Below are 17,735 nucleotides of genomic sequence, written 5' to 3'. Positions count from 1 at the left end.
CGCCTGGGCAGACATGTTCACCGAGCGCGGAACCAGCACCGTTTCGCCAGCTTTCAAATAGGGATTGCCTGGGTTGGCAGCCCGCAGGGAAGCCACAGGCACACCGCACCGACGGCTGATTTTGTCCCATGAGTCTGCACTGGAGGCCACAGTGCTTGGTGCCCAGCCCGCATAGGGTGCGCACTGGGATGAAGACAGAAATGCCTGAGCCGCACGCTCGCGGCTTGCCGGTACATATATATATGTTGTGCGGCTGGTGTCGGTCATGGGGCGCTTGTGATGTCGGTTGAAGGCCGAAAACTCGTCCATGCCCATGCGGCAGGCGTGGGCCACGCCCGCCAGATCCGTGCCGGGTTTGGCGGTCAGGCGCAGCACGCCTGGTGCATTGTCGGGATGGATGGGATCAAAGCCAAGCTGGGGAAGGTTGCGCATGATCTTGGTCACAGCCAGATAGCGCGGCACATACTGCTTGGTTTCATCGCGCAGCTGCGCCTTGTCGTCCAGCATATGGTTGCGCGACTTGATTTCAAAAAAGTCACGCCCGCCCGTGCCCTGCTTGGCGCGCCCAATCTTGCCTTCTCCGGCGTTGTAGGCCGCAATGGCTGTGGGCCAGTCGCCAAAATCGCCATAGAGTTTTTGCAGGTAGTCCGCCGCCGCCTCGGTGGATTTGAAGGGATCAAGCCGCTCGTCCGTCCACCAGTCCTGATTCAGACCATACTTTTGCCCGGTATAAGGCATGAACTGCCATGCTCCGGCGGCCCCGGCAGGGGAGCGTACCTCGCTACGATAACCGCTTTCCACAATCGCAAGATAGGCCAGATCTTCGGGCATGCCTCGCGAGCGGAACACGCGCTTGGCATAGGCAAGAAACTGCTCCGCCCTTTTTGATGATGCGCTCATGGTGGGGCGGCCCTTGCGCAAAAAGTATTTGTACTGGCGCGTCACGTCCGCCATTGCGCTTTCGGGGATGTTTCTGTCCACCTGCCCGGTAGTGTTGAGAGCGGCGGTTTCACTGGCCGTCAGCGGCGGTGAGGTGTCTTCTTCCGGCACAGACATCGACAATCCCCCTCCGGGGTCGCTGCCCTGCCGTGAGGCGCAGCCCCCGGCAAGCAGCAGACAGCAGACAACAGCCAGAAAAAACAGTCTTGCCATTGCCGATCCGTTCCTGTTCGATGCTGCAACCATTGTTCCCTCCCCTTTTGCCGCCCCGGCTTGCCATCTGCCGGGAAGATGCGTACACAGCCGCCAAGGGCTGACTGTTCCTTCCCCGTGCGCGAAGCCACGGCATGGACTGGCAAAAGCCCACACACGTGCGCAACCGCGCAGCATATCGCATAAATATTTCTAGCGGGTTCTTGCCCGCACAATCCTCTCCCATCACTCAGGCCGCACGGCGGCCAATGCACACAGCCCGGAGGCGCATATGCATAATGAAACTGAACAAGCCCCGCTGCTGCCGGGCCTCAAGCCTGTGCTGGAACTGCTTGCCAGCGAGCCCCAGCGCATCGACTGCGTCTTCTGCAAAAAAGGCCTGCGTGGCCCCGATGCGCAGGAAGTGCTGAACCTTTGCCGTCAGCACAACGTGCGCTTCAGTCTGGTAGACCAGGTGGCTCTTGACCGCCTGTGCCGTGGCGCTGGCGGTCAAACTGCCCAGGGGCGTCAAGGCCGTGACGGCGTTTCCCATCAGGGCGTTGTGGCCCGCCTGGCCGCCACCGGCTTTACCGAACTTGCCGACCTGCTGACTGCGGCTGCCGATGCCCCCCTGCCCCTCATTGTGGCCCTAGACCAGGTACAAGACCCCGGCAACGTGGGCACAATCTGCCGCACCCTCTATGCGCTGGGCGGTGCGGGCATCATTCTGCCCCAGCACAACAGCGCCTACCTTGGCCCCGCAGCCCGCAGGGCCGCTGCGGGCGCACTGGAAAAACTGCCCGTGACCCGCGTCACCAATCTGGGGCACGCCCTGGACAGCGCCGAAGAAGCTGGCCTGACCATTTACGGCGCAGGCGGTGATGGCCCATCAAGCCTCAATGCCTTTGATGACCCCATGCAGTTGCCTGCCGTGCTGGTTCTGGGCAATGAGGACAAAGGCCTGCGGCCCGGAGTTGCCAAGCGGTGCGCGCACATGCTGCGTATTCCGCTTGCCCGCTCCTTTGACTCGCTCAACGTGGCGCAAGCCGGAGCCGTACTGCTGGGCCTTGCCGCAGCGCACAAGGCAAAAAATTCTGCATCGTAGGGCAATTTCTGCTCAGCAAAACCCAAAGCAAAAAGCACGCCAACACAATAGGCCCTTTTTGCGCAGTTCAGACAAGCTCTTGACAGCATAAAAAAGGAAGTGCAACCACACTTCCTTTTTTATTACAAACAAAACAACCCTAAACTTTCTCTAGATATTTATTAGATAGATTTTATACATCGCAAATAGCAAACTAACTGCGCAAAATACAGTTATGCTGTTGCCCATATCAGAATCAAAACACCCTAAACAACATAATGCGACCCCTTGGAGCGTTACATCTGCGCAAATTGGCAAACCATCGTTGAACGCAAAAAACCCGCCCCATGCCAGTGCTGCGCAAGAATGCGCGGATGGCGGAGCGGGTTGTGCACGCCGATAAGGGCGACCCGAGAGGCAGTCTTTACCGGATATAGGTGGGAATATTGATGAACACGTCGCGGTAAAGGTAATCATGCGCTCCATGAGCCAGGGCAGGGCCATAAGCAGAGCCAGAAACATGCACACGACCTTGGGGATGAAGGTCAGCGTCATTTCCTGAATCTGGGTTGCCGCCTGAATAATGCTCACTACCACGCCCACACCAAGGCCCACACCAAGCATGGGCAAGGACATCATCAAGCAAAGTTCAATGGCCTGCCGACCGAAACCGATGACGAAATCTGGGGACATGGGTGACTCCTGAAAATTGACGGTGTGCGAATCTTTCCAACCCATAGGCAAAAACCGGGCCAAAGCTGAACGCAGAGCGTCGGTCAGAGCAGAAAACTGTTCACCAACGAGCCAACCAGCAGATTCCAGCCGTCCACCATGACAAAAAGCAGCAACTTGAAGGGCATGGACACCATCATGGGCGGCAGCATCATCATGCCCATGGCAAGCAGCACGCTGGAGATGACCATATCCAGCACCAGAAAAGGAATGTAGATGAGAAAGCCGATGGTAAAGGCGGTTTTAAGCTCACTGATTACATAGGCGGCGGCCAGCAGCATGGTGGGCACTTCCTCCTTGCTGCGCGGCGCTTCCATCTTACTGATGGAGTAAAAAACAGAGAGATCTTTTTCGCGCGTATGCTTGAACATAAAGGTGCGCAAAGGGGCCTGCGCCCTGTCAAGCGCCACCTTGTAGTCGATCTGCTCGGCCAGATAGGGCTGCAGGGCGTTATCATTGATCTGCTTGCCCACGGGATACATGATGACCACCGTCATAAAAATGGCAAGGCTGGCAAGAATCTGGGTGGGGGGCAACTGCTGCACGCCCATGGCCTGCCGCAGAAAGCTGAAAACAATGATGATGCGGGTAAAACTTGTAACAGTGAGCATGATGGCCGGGGCAACGGAAAGCACGGTGAGCAGGAAAAGAATTTCCAGCAGCACCGAGACCTTTTCCGGCGATTGCGCCCCACCGGCCAGGGTGAGCTGCATTGCGGGCATGGCCAGATCCTGAGCCGCAAGGGCCAGAACCGGCATAAGAAGGATGAAGAGGCTAGCTGCCGCCAGCGCCGCGACGGGCTTCTTCCATGATCTGTTTGAAATCGGCGTTTTCTGGCTCATGCTGTGCCTGCTCCTCTGTCAGAAGGGTAATCTGCTGGTCGGTAACGCCCAGCAACAACCTTTTATTCAAGAAGCGTACCACCATCAAGCCTTTACGCGGCCCAAGCGGGAGCTGGGCCTCCATGACCAGGGCATCGCGCGGCAGCGCCCCCGGACGCGGCAGAAAATTGAACTTGCCGAAACGCCGCGCCAGCCATACGGCCAGCCACAGCACGGCCACCAGCAAAAACAGAATACCCACGGCCTGAATATAGCTGCTCCATGAAAAGGACGACTGTCCCAGCGTTGAAGCCGGTTCCGCCAGCGAGGCAGCGGCCTGCTCCGTAGCAATGCCCACGCTTTGCGCGGCCTGCGCGGCCATATCCAGCCCACGGAGCATCTGCTCGGCAGCGGCAGCCACGGTCTGTTCCAGCCCCGGCGGCACCGCTGGCGCGGATCCTTGCGCGCCAGAAGTGACCACGCCGCGTACCGCGCTGCCCGAAAGGCCGCCTTCGGCGGCGGCCAGCAGTAGGGGCAGGCTAGCCAAGCTGCTTCACCCTTTCAATGGGGCTGATGATGTCGGTGAGGCGCACGCCGAACTTTTCGTTGATGACCACGGCTTCGCCGCGCGCCACCAGCTTACCGTTCACAAATACTTCCAGCGGTTCGCCAGCCAGCTTGTTCAGCTCCACCACAGAACCCTGCCCAAGCTGCAGCAGTTCGTTGATAAGCAGACGGGTGCGCCCAAGTTCGGCGGACACATCCAGCGGAATATCCAGAATAAAATCCAGTTCCCGCTTGAGCTTGTTGTCCTTGGGCTGACGGGCCATTTCCGTCATGTCCTGAAAATGGGCATCTACCGGATGACCGCCAAGCCCTGCACCTGCACCGCCAAAGGAGGTTGGCCCCTTGTCTTCCTCATCCTGGGCCAGCGATTCAGCCCACTGTGCCGCCAGAGCTTCTTCATCCAAACCGCTGCCAGCCGCACCACCAGGCGCAGCATCAGCAGCAGGCGCAGCGGGTGCAGCTGGCGCAGCAGATTCTGCCGCATTGGCTTCATCTTCCAGTTGCGCGGCCCACTGGGCCGCCAAGGCTTCTTGATCTTCCTGCGACATACGTCACCTCATTCTCTATTCCAACATGCTCACCCGAAATTCGGGCGGCATCGCGGCAACAGCGCGCCCCGCACCGGGCATGGCTGCCAAAAGCCTCTATCTGAAACCGCGTCCGCACAAAAATCAGCTGCCAGAGGCAGAGCTTCCCGCGCTACTCCACTACAAAATCGGTAAAATATACGCGTATGACCCTTTGCGCGCCCAGAATCTGGTTCAGCCGCGCGGCCACTTCCGCCTTCAACAGCACCTTGCCGTCAGGCGTGGAGATATCATTAAACGTCTTGCCCGCCAGCAGCATGATGATGGCATCGCGGATACGCGGATTGTTGGCCTGCAACGCGGCGGCAACGTCCGCATTGACCTCGACCTCCATGCCCAGCTTGAGGTACCGCCGCCCCGAGGGGTCGGAAATATTCACGGTTATGGGCGGCAATGGCAAAACCTGACCACTGCTGCGCGGCAGATCGCCCTGCCGTTCAATGCGCCCGTCACCCGCGCCTCCAGCGCCGCCAGAACCGCCTGCCCCGGCATGGCCGGACGCACCGCCGTTGGCACCGCCGGAACCGCCCGCGCCTGCCTGGCCCGCCGCGCCCTTGCCTGCGGCATCAGCAGATGCAGCCTCAGCGGGCGCAGAATTTGCCGAAGACGGCGTACGCATAAAAAACCACCAATAGCCCCCAATGCCAGCGCCACTCAGAGTGATAAGCAATATCGCCAAAATAATGACGATGCGCTTGGCCTTGGAGCCCTTCTTGGGGTTTTCAGCCTGCCCTTCAGGCAGGGCCTTTGATTCTTTTTCTTTGGCCGCCATACGTACTCCACCGCTATTGTGGGGTCATGAATGCGAACCGCTCAAGTCATTCAGGTCTGCATGGCATATAGCAGACTTTGTGCCAAAGCTGTTCACACCTTGGCAGGACGCGGCCCGAAAATATCCGTACCTATGCGCACCATGGTGGCCCCTTCGGCCACAGCGCCTTCAAAATCGCCGCTCATACCCATGGAAAGCTCGGGCAGGGGCAGGCCAAGGCGGGTGCTCAAGGCATCGCGCAATTCACGCAGTCTTGCAAAATGGGGCCGCGCGGCATCGCCCGCGTCAAAAACCGGGGGCAGACACATGAGGCCCTGCACCTCAAGGTGCGGACAACGCTCAAGAACATAATCGGCCAATTCCGGCAAATCTGCAGACATCACACCGGATTTTTGCGATTCGCCACCAACATTTACTTCAAACAACACTGGCTGGCGCGCACCGCCCTCCGCCAGACGCCGTTCAAAAGCGTCCGCAAGCTTGCGGGAATCAAGGGTATGCACAAGATTGAAAGCCCCAGCCACCAGCGGAGCCTTGCGGCTTTGCACATGACCGATCATGTGCCAGCGGATCCCGGCGCACTGAGCTGCTGTGGCCGGGTCTGCGCTCAGGTCTTGCCTTTTCTGCAAGGCCTCCTGAACGTAATTTTCGCCAAAATCAATCTGCCCGGCGGCGGCCACCTGGGCCAGGGATTCCGCCGGATGCAGCTTTGAAACGGCAATAAGCCTCACGCCTTCGCGGGAGCGACCAGCCGATGCGCAGGCAGCGTCAATGCGGTCAAGCACCCGCGCATAGCGTTCGAGCAACAAGGTATCGCCCATGACTACTCCGCCATCAGGCCCATCTCGCGCAGGAAGGCGGCGTCTTCTGTCCAGTGCTCGCGCACCTTGACCCAAAGCTCCAGATGCACCTTGCCGCCCACCAGATCCTGAATTTCCTTGCGGGCCTCAATGCCTATCTGCTTGATGGATGCGCCCGCACGGCCAATAACCATGGCCTTGTGCATGGGCCGCCCCACGTAGATGACCGCGTGGATCACAGTCTGGCCACGCTCTTCGTCTTCCTCCCAGTTTTCCACATCCACGGCCACGGAATAAGGCACTTCCTGGCGCAGATGCAGGAACAGCTTTTCTCGCACGATTTCCGCAGTCATGAAACGCATGGGGGCCGTGGAAATCTGGTCTTCGGGGAACTGGGCCTGAGCAACGGGCAGCTTGGAGCGGATAAGTTTTGCCAGTTCCGGCAGGCCGTCCCGGTTCAGGGCCGAAGTGGGGAAAATTTCCGCCTTGGGCCACATTTCGCTCAGACGGGTCAAAAGCGGCAGCATGCGGCTTTTGTCCGAGAACAGATCCACCTTGTTGACCACCACGACCATGGGCCGGTCATCGTTGGAAAGCGCCCTGGACAGCGGCTCAAGGTCGCGGTCCAGAAATTCCGGATGGCGGATGTACAGGTGGGCGTCAAGCACGGGCATGATGACTTCGGCCTGGGCAAGGCTCTGCCACACGGCCTGGAGCATGGTTTTGCTCAGCCGACCGCGCACCTGGGCAAGGCCCGGCGTATCCATAAAAATAACCTGGGCTTTCTCGTCCGTAAGGATGCCCACAATCTGATTGCGCGTGGTCTGCGGCTTGGGGGTGACAATGGTCACCTTCTGGCCGAGCAAAGCGTTCAGCAGGGTGGATTTGCCCGCGTTGGGCGGCCCCATAAGCGCGACCCAGCCGCAACGATAGTTCTGATCCGACATTCTTTCTCCCGGCTGGAAACATCCAGCCTCTACCGCCGTAAACTTCGACGGATAATTTTCTGGCAATTTTGCAGGGCGCGGGCGCATTGGCACGACAAAGGCCGCCCTATGCGGGCTAACATCTCAAAGAAATTGCGCTTCCGCGTTCGGGCGGGCGTGGGTTTGCGCACCTGCCCGGCACACTCAGAGTAAACTTTACTCTAGAAACATACTATAACTGGCTTTCTGTCCCACATCCGCGCTTCGGGGTCAAGACGCGCAGCATTGCCCCGACCCATCCTCCGGCCCAAAACCGGACAGATACAGGGGACAGACGTAGCCGCAAAACCGGGCGCAAAAATCGATCACGGGGCAACACATGCATTTTCCCTGTCGCCGAACAGCCCATCATATTATATTTCTGCCACGTCCCAAACAGCGGGGCATTCCACAGCCACCCTTGACTACAGGCGCGCCAATGCCTACTCTCCCGCCCATGTTCAGCCTATTTACCTATATTGCACTTATTGTGGGCGTTAACTTCGCCTTTTCTGTCACCCCGCTCATTCAGTTGCCCAATGGTGACATGTGGGCTCCCCTTTCGCTCATCGTGGGCTTTATTTTTGTGGTGCGCGATTACGCGCAGCGCCGCGTGGGGCATCATGTACTCTGGGGCATGCTGGTGGGCTGCGTGGGCAGCTGGTTCATGGCCAGCCCGCAGCTCGCGCTGGCCAGCGCCGCAGCCTTTGCCGTGGGCGAACTTGGCGATTGGGCGGTATACACCTTCACCCGCCGCCCCTTTTCACAGCGCATTCTCATTTCAAGCCTTGTGGGCGCGCCGCTGGACAGCATCGTGTTTCTGGGCATGATCGGCATTGCCACACCGTGGTCTGTCATTACCATGAGTCTGAGCAAACTGGCAGGATCGCTGCTTGTCTTCTGGCTGGTACGCCGCCGCGAGCAGCGCGAATGCGGGCTTGAGCACATTCAGGCATAGCGATTGACACCGCAGGGCATGCCCGGGCGGGCACCGCACAACACATAGTTTGAACCCGTGGTCGCAGGATCACGGGTTTTTGTGATTTGAGAGCTTACCGTATAGACTCTGCCTCAAGCGGCACTCCGCACGAGGGGGATCAATGGACAAGCGACCTGAAGCCAGACAGACAGATGCCGAGCTTCTGCTACAACGCCTCGACAACGCAGGCCTCACGGAATATGTGCGCCTGTCGCAAAAAACCGGCAAGATCCTTTGGCTCAACTTTCTTTCGGGCATTGCCAGAGGGCTGGGGTTCAGTATTGGCGCATCGTTGGTGTTGGCCGTCCTTTACAAGATACTGGCCCGCATCATCAGCATGAACATCCCTTACCTTACAGAACTGCTGCAACAGATCATGAACATGGCCAAGGGCAGCTGACAGGAATGCGCATTCTTGCCACAAAAAAGGGAAGAAACCATAAAGCTCCTTCCCTTTATATGGACGATATTTGTTGCGCTTACGAGCCAGCGGCGGCGCGGGCGGCTTCGTCGGGATACAGGGCTGTGATTTTCGCCAGAAAATCCATATAGCGCCCTTCCACGATGGCCTGACGCGCGTTGCGCGCCAGATCGAGAAAATAGGTGAGGTTGTGAAGGGAATTGAGCCGGAAGGACAGCAATTCCTGACTGGCGTACAGATGCCGCAGATAGGCTCGCGAAAAATTGCGGCAGGCGTAGCAACGGCAGTTGGGGTCAAGGGGGCCGTCATCCTCGGCAAATTCGCGCCGCTTGATGTTGATCTTGCCAAGCGATGTGTAGAGCGTGCCGTTACGCGCATTACGGGTGGGCAGCACGCAGTCGAACATATCCACCCCGGCATGGATGCCCGTGGCAATGTCCAGCGGCGTCCCCACGCCCATAAGGTAGCGCGGCTTTTCACCGGGCAGCAGGGGCGCTGTGTGGTAGAGCAGGTCGTACATCTTGTCTTTCGGCTCGCCCACCGAAAGCCCGCCAATGGCAAAGCCGTCAAAATCCATAGCGCACAGTTCGTTTACCGAGCGCTCGCGCAGGTCTTTGTAAAAACCGCCCTGCGTGATGCCAAACATCAGATTATGCGCCGAACCGGGCGGATAGGCGTCCATGGCGCGCTTGGCCCAGCGCGTGGTCAGGGCCAGGGATTTTTCCGTATAGGCGTAATCCGCGCCAAAGGGCACGCATTCGTCAAGCACCATCATGATGTCTGAATTCAGGTTACGCTGGATTTGCAGCACCTTTTCAGGCGTGAACAGATGCTTTGAGCCGTCGAGGTGCGAGCGGAACTCCACGCCTTCCTCGCGGATCTTGCGCAGCGAACTCAGGCTGAATACCTGAAAACCGCCGCTGTCCGTCAGGATGGAGCCGGGCCAGGAGGCGAACTTGTGCAGCCCCCCGCGCCTGTGCACAAGCTCATCGCCGGGGCGCAGATAAAGGTGATAGGTATTGCCCAGAATGATGGGCGCGCCAATGGCGGCCAGATCATCCGGGGCAAGCGCCTTGACGGAGCCCACGGTTCCCACGGGCATGAAGATAGGCGTGGGGATAGTGCCGTGAGCCGTGCGCAGCACCCCGGCGCGGGCCGCGCCGTCGGTGTGTTCGATGGTAAATACGGATTGGGACATGCCGCGCAGAGTAGCCGCAAGCGCCGCACTGCGCAAGAGGGGGAGCACGCCGCATCGTGAGCGGATATCCGCAGATTCCGGCTCAAAAAGTTATGGTTTGCGGCAAATGCGCACGGATGCCGCACGGCTAATTGTTGTGCCTTGGGGGCAATATTGTTAAGCTTGCCCCCTTTCATTAAAGGGTGTTGCGCGCAATGGCCGGGGCCGTTGCGCCGGGGGGCCGCAAGGGACGGCGACCCTTCGCTTCCGCCATGCGCGGTGCGCGGACAAACCGCGCAGAATGTCCTTCAGCAAAGTTCAAATGAGGGAATTCCCTGTGAGCGACTGCACGTTTTCACCATCGCTGTGCCACATCGATCTGGCCGCCATCCGCCGCAATTTTGGCCGTATGGGCAAGGCTGAAAAGCTTATGCCGGTCATCAAATCCGATGCCTACGGTCACGGCCTTGTGCCTGTGGCGCGGATTTTGTCTGACGCTGGCGCGCGGCGCTTTGCCGTGGGAACCGTATCAGAAGGCATGGCCCTGCGCGACGCTGGCCTGCGGCAAACCATTGTGCCGCTTCTGGGCGCTCTCACCGATGTGGAATGGCAGGGAGCCGTCATGCAGGGACTGACCCCGGTGGTGGGCAACTTTGACCAGCTTGAGCGCGCCGCAGCCCACTGCCACGCCGGACGCACCCTGCGGGTTGCCATAAAGTGCGAAACCGGCATGGGCCGCCTTGGCTTTTCGCAGGAAGAACTGCCTCAGGTCATCGACCGCCTGCGCAACATCCCGGGCATCTGCCCGGCCATGGTCATATCGCACTTTTCCTGCGCCGACGTGCCGGAACAGGAAGCCTATTCGCAGGATCAGATCAAGCGCTTTACCGCCATGTCTGACGCGCTGCGCGCGGCATTTCCGGATATTGAGCGCTCGCTCTGCAATACGGCTGGCACCATAGGCCGCCCCGAAGCGCATTTCGAGGTATGCCGCCCCGGCATTTCGCTTTACGGCGGCAATCCCTTTACGGGGACCTCGTGGGAGGGCAAGGGCGCCGCGCTCGGTTTGGAATGGGCCATGAGCGTCAGCGCGCCCGTTATCGAAGTGCGTCAGGTAGCCGAGGGCCGCAGCGTGTCGTATGGTCGGCTGTTTACGGCGCAAAAGCCCGCCACCGTGGCGGTTGTTGCCATTGGCTACGCCACGGCTTTCAACCGCGCGCTCTCAACACGTGCCGCCATGCTCATCAACGGACGGCGCGCCCCCCAGGTTGGCCGGGTGTGCATGGGCATGATCATGGCCGATGTCAGCGATCTGCCGCCCGTGCGCGTGGGCGACACCGCCTGGCTTGTGGGCGGCCCCGCCGAGGCGGGTCAAAAAGCGGTGACACCGCAGGACATCGCCGACGCGCTGGGCACCATTTCGTACGAAGTGCTCTGCCTTTTTGGCGGTATGAACCCACGCGTGTACGCATAACCCACGGCATCACCCTGGCAGTGCAGGCTTTCGGCCTTCTGAAAATTTCGGCTTGACAGGCCCTTTTGCCGGAAGTATAAGACTCGTTCCTTGCTCGCGCCCCGTGTGGCGTGGGCTGCCAATCCAAAAGGAGAATACCAATGCGGAAATTTGAAACCCTGCTGCTCCTTTCCCCGGAGCTTTCCGCCGATACTCGCGAGGGCACCATTGCCGCCCTTACCGCGATCATCGAGCGTGAGAAGGGCGTCATGGTGGAAGTGGACAATTGGGGCATGCGCGACCTCGCCTACCCGGTTCGCAAACTGATGCGCGGCTTTTATGTGCGTCTGGTGTACCAGGCTCCTGCTGAGCTTATCGCTGAGCTGGAACGCAACATTCGCATCACCGACGGCATCTTCAAGTTTGTGACCGTCAAGTTGGCCGACGAAGTGGCCGGGGAGGTTGCCTAACATGGCTTTTAAGAAGAAATTTGCCCCGCGCCGCAAGTTCTGCCGCTTCTGCGCAGATAAAGATCTGCCCCTGGATTACAAGCGCGCCGACATCCTGCGCGACTTCATCACCGAGCGCGGCAAGATCATTGCCCGCCGCATCACCGGCACCTGCGCACATCACCAGCGCCTGCTGACCCGCGAAATCAAGCGCGCCCGCCAGATGGCCCTGCTCATCTACACCGCGACGCACGATTCCGGCGTCAAGAAAAAGAGCACCATTTAAGGAGGCGCACATGAAACTGATACTTCGCGCCGACGTTGAAAATCTCGGCAGCCTTGGCGATGTGGTTGAAGTGAAAGCTGGTTATGGCCGCAATTTCCTGCTCCCGCAGGGTCTGGCCATGGTCGCTTCGCCTTCCAACCTCAAGAGCTTTGAACAGGAACGCAAAAAGCTTCAGGCCCGCATGGATGCCGTGCGCGCTGACGCCCAGGCCCTCCAGGCCCGCCTGGAAGCCCTGGAAGTTGTTATCCCCATGCACGTGGGCGACAACGACAAGCTTTACGGCTCTGTCACCACCACCATCATCGGCGACGCTCTTGCCGCCCTTGGTGTGGAAGTTGACCGCCGCCGCATCCTTATGGATGCCCCCATCCGTACCCTTGGTGAACATCCCGTTCGCGTGCGCCTGCACGCCAGCGTGATCGCCATGGTGCCGGTGAAGGTCATTTCCGACCATCAGCCCATCGAAGAAGAACCCGCACCTGCTGCGCCCGCTGAAGAAGCCGAGGCAGCCCAGTAGGGGTTTGCGTGGTTTCCCGCAACGATAGCAATTCCGCCCCCGGCCACGCGGCCGGGGGCTCGCCTTTTGGGCAGGGCCGCAACAAGGATGGACAGTCTCGCTCTTCAAACGCGCACAGCGCGGAAAAGGCCGAGGCCGACATTCTGCGGCGTGTGCCCCCCCACAGTGTTGAAGCCGAACAGGCAGTGCTCGGCGGCGTTTTCATGCGCCCCCAGCTCATGCACTCCATCGCAGACCAGCTCACTGACGAAGATTTTTATCTGCCCGCACACGCCACCATCTACAAGGCGTTTCTAGAGCTTTACCGCAAATCGGCCCCCCTCGACCTTATTGCCACCGCCGAACAGCTCAAGAGCATGAACGCCCTTGAAGAAGCCGGCGGCGCGGTCTATCTGGGCGAGCTGGCGCAGGCCGTTGTTTCTGGCGCCAATGCGGAATACTACGCCACCATAGTGCGCGACAAATCCTTGCAGCGCAGCCTGATCAACGCCTGCTCCGGCATCATAGTCAACTGCTACGATGCCACGCGCGAAGTTGGCGAACTGCTGGACGAATCCGAACAGGCGGTTTTTTCCATTTCGCAGCGCACCTCGGGCAAGGATTTTACCCCCACTCGAGAACTGCTGGAACGGGTGTTTGACAAACTTTCCAAGCTGGCCGATGCCAAGGACGTCATTACAGGCGTCACCACCGGCTATACCCGCCTGGACAAACTGACCGCTGGCCTACAACCCTCAGATCTCATTATTGTTGCGGCCCGCCCCAGTATGGGCAAGACGGCTTTTTCCATGTGCATGGCCATCAACGCTGCCGTGCGCCAGAACGTGCCTGTGGCTGTTTTTTCGCTCGAAATGAGCAAGGAACAGCTCATGCAGCGCATGCTGGCAGTTTGGGGCAAGGTGGATCTTTCCAAATTGCGCCGTCCTTCTCTGCTGACAGACGAAGACTGGCAGCGCCTCTATGACGCGGCGGACGTTGTGGCCCGTGCGCCCATATTTATTGACGACACCCCGGCGCTCACCACGTTGGAACTGCGCGCCCGCGCCCGTCGCCTCAAGGCGGACAAAGGCCTTGGCATGGTGGTTGTGGACTACCTGCAGCTCATGCGTACCAGCCGCCGCACCGATTCGCGCGAACTGGAAATTTCGGATATATCGCGTTCGCTCAAAGGCCTTGCCAAGGAAATGAACGTACCCGTGGTTGCGCTTTCGCAGCTTAACCGCAAGGTGGAAGAACGCAGCGACAAACGCCCCATGCTTTCTGACCTTCGCGAATCTGGCGCTATTGAGCAGGACGCCGACGTTATCATGTTTGTGTACCGCGATGACGTATACAAATTTCAAAAACCCGCCGACCGACCGCCCCAGGGCATTGCCGAAATTATTATCGGCAAGCAGCGTAACGGCCCGGTGGGCGTTGCAGAGCTTATGTATATGTCGCCCTACACTTCGTTTGAAGATATCGCGCCAGACTGGATGCCCCCGCCATCAGAGGGCGGAGCCTAGCCAATTTCAGAGCCGTGCGACTGACGCAAAAGCTGTCGTTGTGCGGCTCTTTAGCACCCTAATTGGTATGACACTAATAATTACAGCCTGAACGTATTTTCCAAGCAATAGTTTTCTATTTTAATGTTGGTTGAACAACCAATTTGATTGTTAGCAATGCACTGTGCCACTATTTATCTTTTCAAGGCCCGTTGTGTCTGCGTGATGTATTGAACATCCGATGATCACCATATTTTGAGATTCTTTGCACAACCTCCTGCCAATCATTCGCCTATTTCCATTTCATCCTTTCTCACTGCGGGTTTGCGCCCTATTTTAAACACCAGGATACGCAATACCAACTTTTTTTTGGCGATTCGTTGACAAGGCCGACAAAGCGTGTTTCCATGTTTTTCATGGGCCGCGTACCGGTAATACGTTTTACTGGGCGTAAGCGCGGGAAGATTGTTTTTTTTGAGAGGGTGTTTCATGTCTAAGTCCATCTATGTCGGGAACCTTCCTTGGTCTGCCACTGAAGAACAGGTCCAGGACCTTTTTGCCGAATATGGCAGCGTCCTGTCTGTGAAACTTGTTAGCGACAGGGATACCGGCCGTGCCCGCGGCTTTGGCTTTGTGGAAATGGAAGACGGCGAGGCCGACTCCGCCATCGAAGCTTTGGACAACTTCAGCTTTGGCGGTCGCACGCTGCGCGTGAACGAAGCCAAACCCAGAGCCCCGCGCCAGCCCCGCTACTAGGGCGCTGTAACGGACAAAGACACGCCCCAATTGGGGCGTTTTTTGTTGCGCGCACATTAGGATCGCCCAAGAGCGCTCCTGCACATTCTAGCGCGGCGGAGCTTTCGACAGACAATATCTGCCGAAAGCTCCGCCGCAGCATTTTTGCCTCCTACCGCAACATCCGCCGACGGTTTCTTCCCATACTCCACAGGCAAACGATGGGCCATCCCACGTATTGCTAAACCCGCCGCTAAACTGCCGTATACCCTTTTCCCGCACATCACTCCTGCGCTCAGCTCCCCCCATGCGGCCAAACTTCGCCTGCTTATTGCGGATAAACGACTGCGCCCTCCTGCCCTTGCTTGCCTCCGCGTAAAAAGCAGACTGTATTGCTATGCAATGAGGCAAAGGCATTACAGCCAGCCTTAGGCCCTTGCCTGCGAAACAGCTTCTCGGCACGCCTCCCCCAATTGTTTGCTCTGACGAAGGAAAGCCCACAAGTCACAAAGCCGCTACTATTGCATGCCTCTTTTTTCTATTGAACCTGCATGCTCCAGCTACATATATTGCACACAATCCTGATTACTGAATTGTTTATGTGTATAAAAACGATCATTTTAACAAAAAAATTTATTTTTAATTTATTTTTATTAATATTAATGACTATAAAAAATAATCATTGCACGACTTAAGCTATTAATTGTAGTGTATTGATAATTTCAATAGAAAATTTTTTGTTAAATTTTGCTTCTATAAACTGTATAAACAATCAATGAAATATTTCACATACATTAGTTACATACAATAATTTTGATTTATTCATGAAGCACAAACAGCTCATTGATTGAACAGTTTCTATGAATTGCAAACATAATTCGCACAACAGGAAACTCACGCAGGCACGGCGCGGTCGGCAAAAAGACAATCATACCGTAGGGACGCATTCGGGGCTGACTATGCCAAACACCCGCTTTGACCTCACGCACCCCCCCTTTGATCTGCTGACCAAGGCAGAGGCATCTGCCCTGTCGGCCTCTGCTGATATTCTTTTTTTCAGCAATGATCAGGAGATTCTTGCCTCGGGGAGTGCGGTCGATGCTCTCTATCTGGTCATGAAGGGCCTTGTTCGTGAAATGTCGGGCGAGGAAATTGTGGGGGCATACCGAGAACACGAGGCCTTTGACTGTCGCGCCTTGGCCACAGGCAGAACGCGGCACAGGTTTGTGGCACACGAAGAAGTGCTACTCTGCGTGTTCCCAGGGCGAGAGGTGCTGGCCCTGACGGAAAAGAACTCGCTTTTCGGCGCGTACTTTTTTGCAACCGTGTCCGACAAGCTGGGCCAGCTTGCCCAAAACCGCGACCGCCGCGAATGGCAGAGCCTTTTTGCGGTCAGGATCAGCGATGCGGGCTTTCGCCTCCCCATATTTGCCGAAGCAACGGATACCATCGCCCACGCCGCGCAGCGCATGAAGGAGAGCCGGAGGCGATCCATCTTTGTGCGCGACGGTTCCAGCACCGGAATTTTCACCACGGGCGACTTTTGCGAAATCGTGGCCAACGCGGTTTCCAACCAGACGCCACTCAAGGCCTGCGCCCAGTTTTCCCTGCTGAGCTGCGAAAAGGAGGACTACCTTTTCAATGCCCTGCTTCTCATGACCCGCCACAACATCCATCGTATCGTGGTGACGGACAAGGGGCAGCCTGTGGGCGTTCTGGCCATGATCGACCTGCTTTCCTATTTTTCCAACCATTCTCTGTCCATCGCACGACAGCTCGAGGCGGCCGCCACCCTGACCGACCTGCACAGCGCCATGCGGGACATGGAATCTCTGGTAACAACCCTCGTTACCCAGGGCATAAAAACGCCCCAGCTTGCGCGCCTTGTGCAGGTGCTCAACGCGCAGCTTATGGCCCGCCTCTGGCAAATGACGGCCACACCCACCGTATTTGCCGGGAGCGCTCTGCTCGCTCTTGGCTCCGAAGGCCGGGGCGAGCAGATATTGAAAACCGACCAGGACAATGCGCTGATTCTTGCGGAAGGCCTGGACGAAAAGGAGGTGGAACTCTCTGCAAACAGTTTTACGGAACGCATACTCAGCCTTGGCTATCCGCCCTGCCCCGGCGACATGATGGTGAACCAGCCGCTCTGGCGGCACACGGTGCGCGAATGGGAACAGACCCTGCGCCAGTGGGCGGATTCCGCGCAGGGCGAGGGGCTTATGCAGCTGGCAATTTTTCTGGATGCGGAAACAGTCTCCGGCCCGGCCTCCTGGCTTGAGGCCTGCCGCAAGGCCTTGCGCTCGGCCCTGCGAGATGACGCGGCGTGGTTTGCGCGCATGGCCCTGCCCATTGAACAATTCCCCACCCGAGCAGGCGAAAGCGGCTTTTGGCGGCAACTGCTGAACCGCGAAAAAAACGCCCTACTCGACATCAAGAAAGCGGGCATATTCCCCATTGTCCACGGCGCTCGCGTTCTCGCGCTGGAGGCGGGCATTGATGCCACCAACACCTTTGACCGACTGGAGGCCCTCACATCACGCAGTATTATTGAGAAATCACAGGCAGATGACCTGGCCGAATCTCTGGCCTTTCTCATGCGCCTGCGGCTGGACGCGGGCCTTGAAATGCTGCGCAAGGGGAACCCCCTGGGCAACGAGATTGACACGGCCTCCCTGTCCACTCTGGACAAAGACCTGTTGCAGGACGCCCTCCAGGTGGTCAAACGCTTCAAGCGCATGATCAACCAGCGCTACGGGCTGGACAGGTTCTAAA

Annotated in this window: 18 protein-coding genes and 1 pseudogene (1 of these 19 running past the window's edge); 10 read left to right on the top strand and 9 right to left on the bottom strand. The window is 58.1% G+C overall.

Annotation, left to right across the window (positions count from 1 at the left end; genetic code table 11):
- Window positions 1–1,152 carry the 5' portion of a LysM peptidoglycan-binding domain-containing protein gene (locus ACUZ79_RS14935; RefSeq protein WP_449252061.1) on the bottom strand. 531 nt of this gene lie to the left of the window's left edge, so only the first 1,152 of its 1,683 coding nucleotides appear in the window; its start codon is at window positions 1,150–1,152; its stop codon lies off the left edge, out of view.
- 271 nt (window positions 1,153–1,423) lie between these two features.
- On the opposite strand from ACUZ79_RS14935, the gene ACUZ79_RS14930 reads away from it, so the two are divergent.
- Window positions 1,424–2,236 carry a TrmH family RNA methyltransferase gene (locus ACUZ79_RS14930; RefSeq protein ID WP_240825527.1) on the top strand — a complete coding sequence of 271 codons (813 nt, stop codon included), beginning with the start codon at window positions 1,424–1,426 and terminating at the stop codon, window positions 2,234–2,236.
- A gap of 403 nt (window positions 2,237–2,639) precedes the next feature.
- Here the strand turns inward: ACUZ79_RS14930 and fliQ are convergent.
- The 7 genes and pseudogenes from fliQ to era form a co-directional block, all read right to left on the bottom strand.
- Window positions 2,640–2,908, bottom strand: a pseudogene (gene fliQ, locus ACUZ79_RS14925) (flagellar biosynthesis protein FliQ).
- An 83-nt stretch (window positions 2,909–2,991) separates the two neighbouring features.
- Window positions 2,992–3,705, bottom strand: a complete 714-nt coding sequence (gene fliP / locus ACUZ79_RS14920; RefSeq protein WP_365861744.1) for a flagellar type III secretion system pore protein FliP — start codon at window positions 3,703–3,705, stop codon at window positions 2,992–2,994.
- A 16-nt stretch (window positions 3,706–3,721) separates the two neighbouring features.
- Window positions 3,722–4,315 (bottom strand): flagellar biosynthetic protein FliO, encoded by a 594-nt coding sequence (gene fliO, locus ACUZ79_RS14915; RefSeq protein ID WP_449252060.1) that lies wholly within the window; start codon window positions 4,313–4,315, stop codon window positions 3,722–3,724.
- Window positions 4,308–4,883: a flagellar motor switch protein FliN gene (gene fliN, locus ACUZ79_RS14910; protein WP_449252059.1), complete on the bottom strand. Its 576-nt coding sequence runs from the start codon at window positions 4,881–4,883 to the stop codon at window positions 4,308–4,310. Before fliN ends, fliO begins: the two co-directional genes overlap by 8 nt.
- A 151-nt stretch (window positions 4,884–5,034) precedes the next feature.
- Window positions 5,035–5,694: a flagellar basal body-associated FliL family protein gene (locus tag ACUZ79_RS14905; protein ID WP_449252058.1), complete on the bottom strand. Its 660-nt coding sequence runs from the start codon at window positions 5,692–5,694 to the stop codon at window positions 5,035–5,037.
- 92 nt (window positions 5,695–5,786) lie between these two features.
- A complete protein-coding gene (locus ACUZ79_RS14900; protein WP_449252057.1) occupies window positions 5,787–6,515 on the bottom strand; it encodes a YggS family pyridoxal phosphate-dependent enzyme in 729 nt (242 codons plus the stop codon).
- Window positions 6,516–6,517: 2 nt separating this feature from the next.
- Window positions 6,518–7,441 (bottom strand): GTPase Era, encoded by a 924-nt coding sequence (gene era, locus ACUZ79_RS14895; protein WP_240825519.1) that lies wholly within the window; start codon window positions 7,439–7,441, stop codon window positions 6,518–6,520.
- 457 nt (window positions 7,442–7,898) lie between these two features.
- Here era and ACUZ79_RS14890 point away from each other — a divergent pair, with 457 nt between their 5' ends.
- Together ACUZ79_RS14890 and ACUZ79_RS14885 are read left to right on the top strand one after the other, a co-directional pair.
- The gene (locus ACUZ79_RS14890) at window positions 7,899–8,417 is read left to right on the top strand and encodes a VUT family protein (protein ID WP_449252056.1); all 519 of its coding nucleotides are present in this window, start codon (window positions 7,899–7,901) and stop codon (window positions 8,415–8,417) included.
- A 142-nt stretch (window positions 8,418–8,559) separates the two neighbouring features.
- Window positions 8,560–8,838 carry a DUF5665 domain-containing protein gene (locus ACUZ79_RS14885; RefSeq protein WP_240825518.1) on the top strand — a complete coding sequence of 93 codons (279 nt, stop codon included), beginning with the start codon at window positions 8,560–8,562 and terminating at the stop codon, window positions 8,836–8,838.
- Between the two features lie 79 nt (window positions 8,839–8,917).
- Here ACUZ79_RS14885 and tgt read toward each other — a convergent pair whose 3' ends face one another.
- Window positions 8,918–10,057 carry a tRNA guanosine(34) transglycosylase Tgt gene (gene tgt / locus ACUZ79_RS14880; protein ID WP_240825517.1) on the bottom strand — a complete coding sequence of 380 codons (1,140 nt, stop codon included), beginning with the start codon at window positions 10,055–10,057 and terminating at the stop codon, window positions 8,918–8,920.
- 301 nt (window positions 10,058–10,358) lie between these two features.
- Between tgt and alr the strand changes: the two genes are divergently transcribed.
- From alr to ACUZ79_RS14845, 7 genes are all read left to right on the top strand, one after another.
- Window positions 10,359–11,510 (top strand): alanine racemase, encoded by a 1,152-nt coding sequence (gene alr / locus ACUZ79_RS14875; protein WP_449252055.1) that lies wholly within the window; start codon window positions 10,359–10,361, stop codon window positions 11,508–11,510.
- A gap of 140 nt (window positions 11,511–11,650) precedes the next feature.
- Window positions 11,651–11,959: a 30S ribosomal protein S6 gene (gene rpsF, locus ACUZ79_RS14870; protein ID WP_240825515.1), complete on the top strand. Its 309-nt coding sequence runs from the start codon at window positions 11,651–11,653 to the stop codon at window positions 11,957–11,959.
- 1 nt (window position 11,960) lies between these two features.
- Complete coding sequence (rpsR, locus tag ACUZ79_RS14865; protein WP_022659828.1) at window positions 11,961–12,224, top strand: 30S ribosomal protein S18; 264 nt, start codon at window positions 11,961–11,963, stop codon at window positions 12,222–12,224.
- 10 nt (window positions 12,225–12,234) lie between these two features.
- Window positions 12,235–12,741, top strand: a complete 507-nt coding sequence (gene rplI, locus ACUZ79_RS14860) for a 50S ribosomal protein L9 (protein ID WP_192112797.1) — start codon at window positions 12,235–12,237, stop codon at window positions 12,739–12,741.
- A gap of 8 nt (window positions 12,742–12,749) precedes the next feature.
- On the top strand, window positions 12,750–14,246 hold the full coding sequence (dnaB, locus tag ACUZ79_RS14855) for a replicative DNA helicase (protein ID WP_240825514.1): 1,497 nt from the start codon (window positions 12,750–12,752) through the stop codon (window positions 14,244–14,246).
- A 468-nt stretch (window positions 14,247–14,714) separates the two neighbouring features.
- Window positions 14,715–14,981 carry an RNA recognition motif domain-containing protein gene (locus ACUZ79_RS14850; protein ID WP_022659825.1) on the top strand — a complete coding sequence of 89 codons (267 nt, stop codon included), beginning with the start codon at window positions 14,715–14,717 and terminating at the stop codon, window positions 14,979–14,981.
- Between the two features lie 938 nt (window positions 14,982–15,919).
- The gene (locus ACUZ79_RS14845) at window positions 15,920–17,734 is read left to right on the top strand and encodes a putative nucleotidyltransferase substrate binding domain-containing protein (RefSeq protein ID WP_449252054.1); all 1,815 of its coding nucleotides are present in this window, start codon (window positions 15,920–15,922) and stop codon (window positions 17,732–17,734) included.
- Window position 17,735 lies beyond the last annotated feature (1 nt).

Source organism: Desulfovibrio faecalis (assembly GCF_053570625.1).
Note: the sequence above shows the minus strand (reverse complement) of the source record. Positions and strands in the feature narration are given on the sequence as shown.

Bases quoted from the DNA above. Each gene is read 5' to 3' on its own strand.
- rplI (WP_192112797.1), top strand. From the start codon at position 12,235: ATGAAACTGATACTTCGCGCCGACGTTGAAAATCTCGGCAGCCTTGGC.
- era (WP_240825519.1), bottom strand. From the start codon at position 7,441: ATGTCGGATCAGAACTATCGTTGCGGCTGGGTCGCGCTTATGGGGCCG.
- alr (WP_449252055.1), top strand. From the start codon at position 10,359: ATGAGGGAATTCCCTGTGAGCGACTGCACGTTTTCACCATCGCTGTGC.
- fliP (WP_365861744.1), bottom strand. From the start codon at position 3,705: ATGCCGGTTCTGGCCCTTGCGGCTCAGGATCTGGCCATGCCCGCAATG.
- ACUZ79_RS14930 (WP_240825527.1), top strand. From the start codon at position 1,424: ATGCATAATGAAACTGAACAAGCCCCGCTGCTGCCGGGCCTCAAGCCT.
- fliN (WP_449252059.1), bottom strand. From the start codon at position 4,883: ATGTCGCAGGAAGATCAAGAAGCCTTGGCGGCCCAGTGGGCCGCGCAA.
- ACUZ79_RS14890 (WP_449252056.1), top strand. From the start codon at position 7,899: ATGCCTACTCTCCCGCCCATGTTCAGCCTATTTACCTATATTGCACTT.
- ACUZ79_RS14845 (WP_449252054.1), top strand. From the start codon at position 15,920: ATGCCAAACACCCGCTTTGACCTCACGCACCCCCCCTTTGATCTGCTG.
- ACUZ79_RS14885 (WP_240825518.1), top strand. From the start codon at position 8,560: ATGGACAAGCGACCTGAAGCCAGACAGACAGATGCCGAGCTTCTGCTA.
- ACUZ79_RS14905 (WP_449252058.1), bottom strand. From the start codon at position 5,694: ATGGCGGCCAAAGAAAAAGAATCAAAGGCCCTGCCTGAAGGGCAGGCT.
- ACUZ79_RS14850 (WP_022659825.1), top strand. From the start codon at position 14,715: ATGTCTAAGTCCATCTATGTCGGGAACCTTCCTTGGTCTGCCACTGAA.
- ACUZ79_RS14900 (WP_449252057.1), bottom strand. From the start codon at position 6,515: ATGGGCGATACCTTGTTGCTCGAACGCTATGCGCGGGTGCTTGACCGC.
- rpsR (WP_022659828.1), top strand. From the start codon at position 11,961: ATGGCTTTTAAGAAGAAATTTGCCCCGCGCCGCAAGTTCTGCCGCTTC.
- tgt (WP_240825517.1), bottom strand. From the start codon at position 10,057: ATGTCCCAATCCGTATTTACCATCGAACACACCGACGGCGCGGCCCGC.
- rpsF (WP_240825515.1), top strand. From the start codon at position 11,651: ATGCGGAAATTTGAAACCCTGCTGCTCCTTTCCCCGGAGCTTTCCGCC.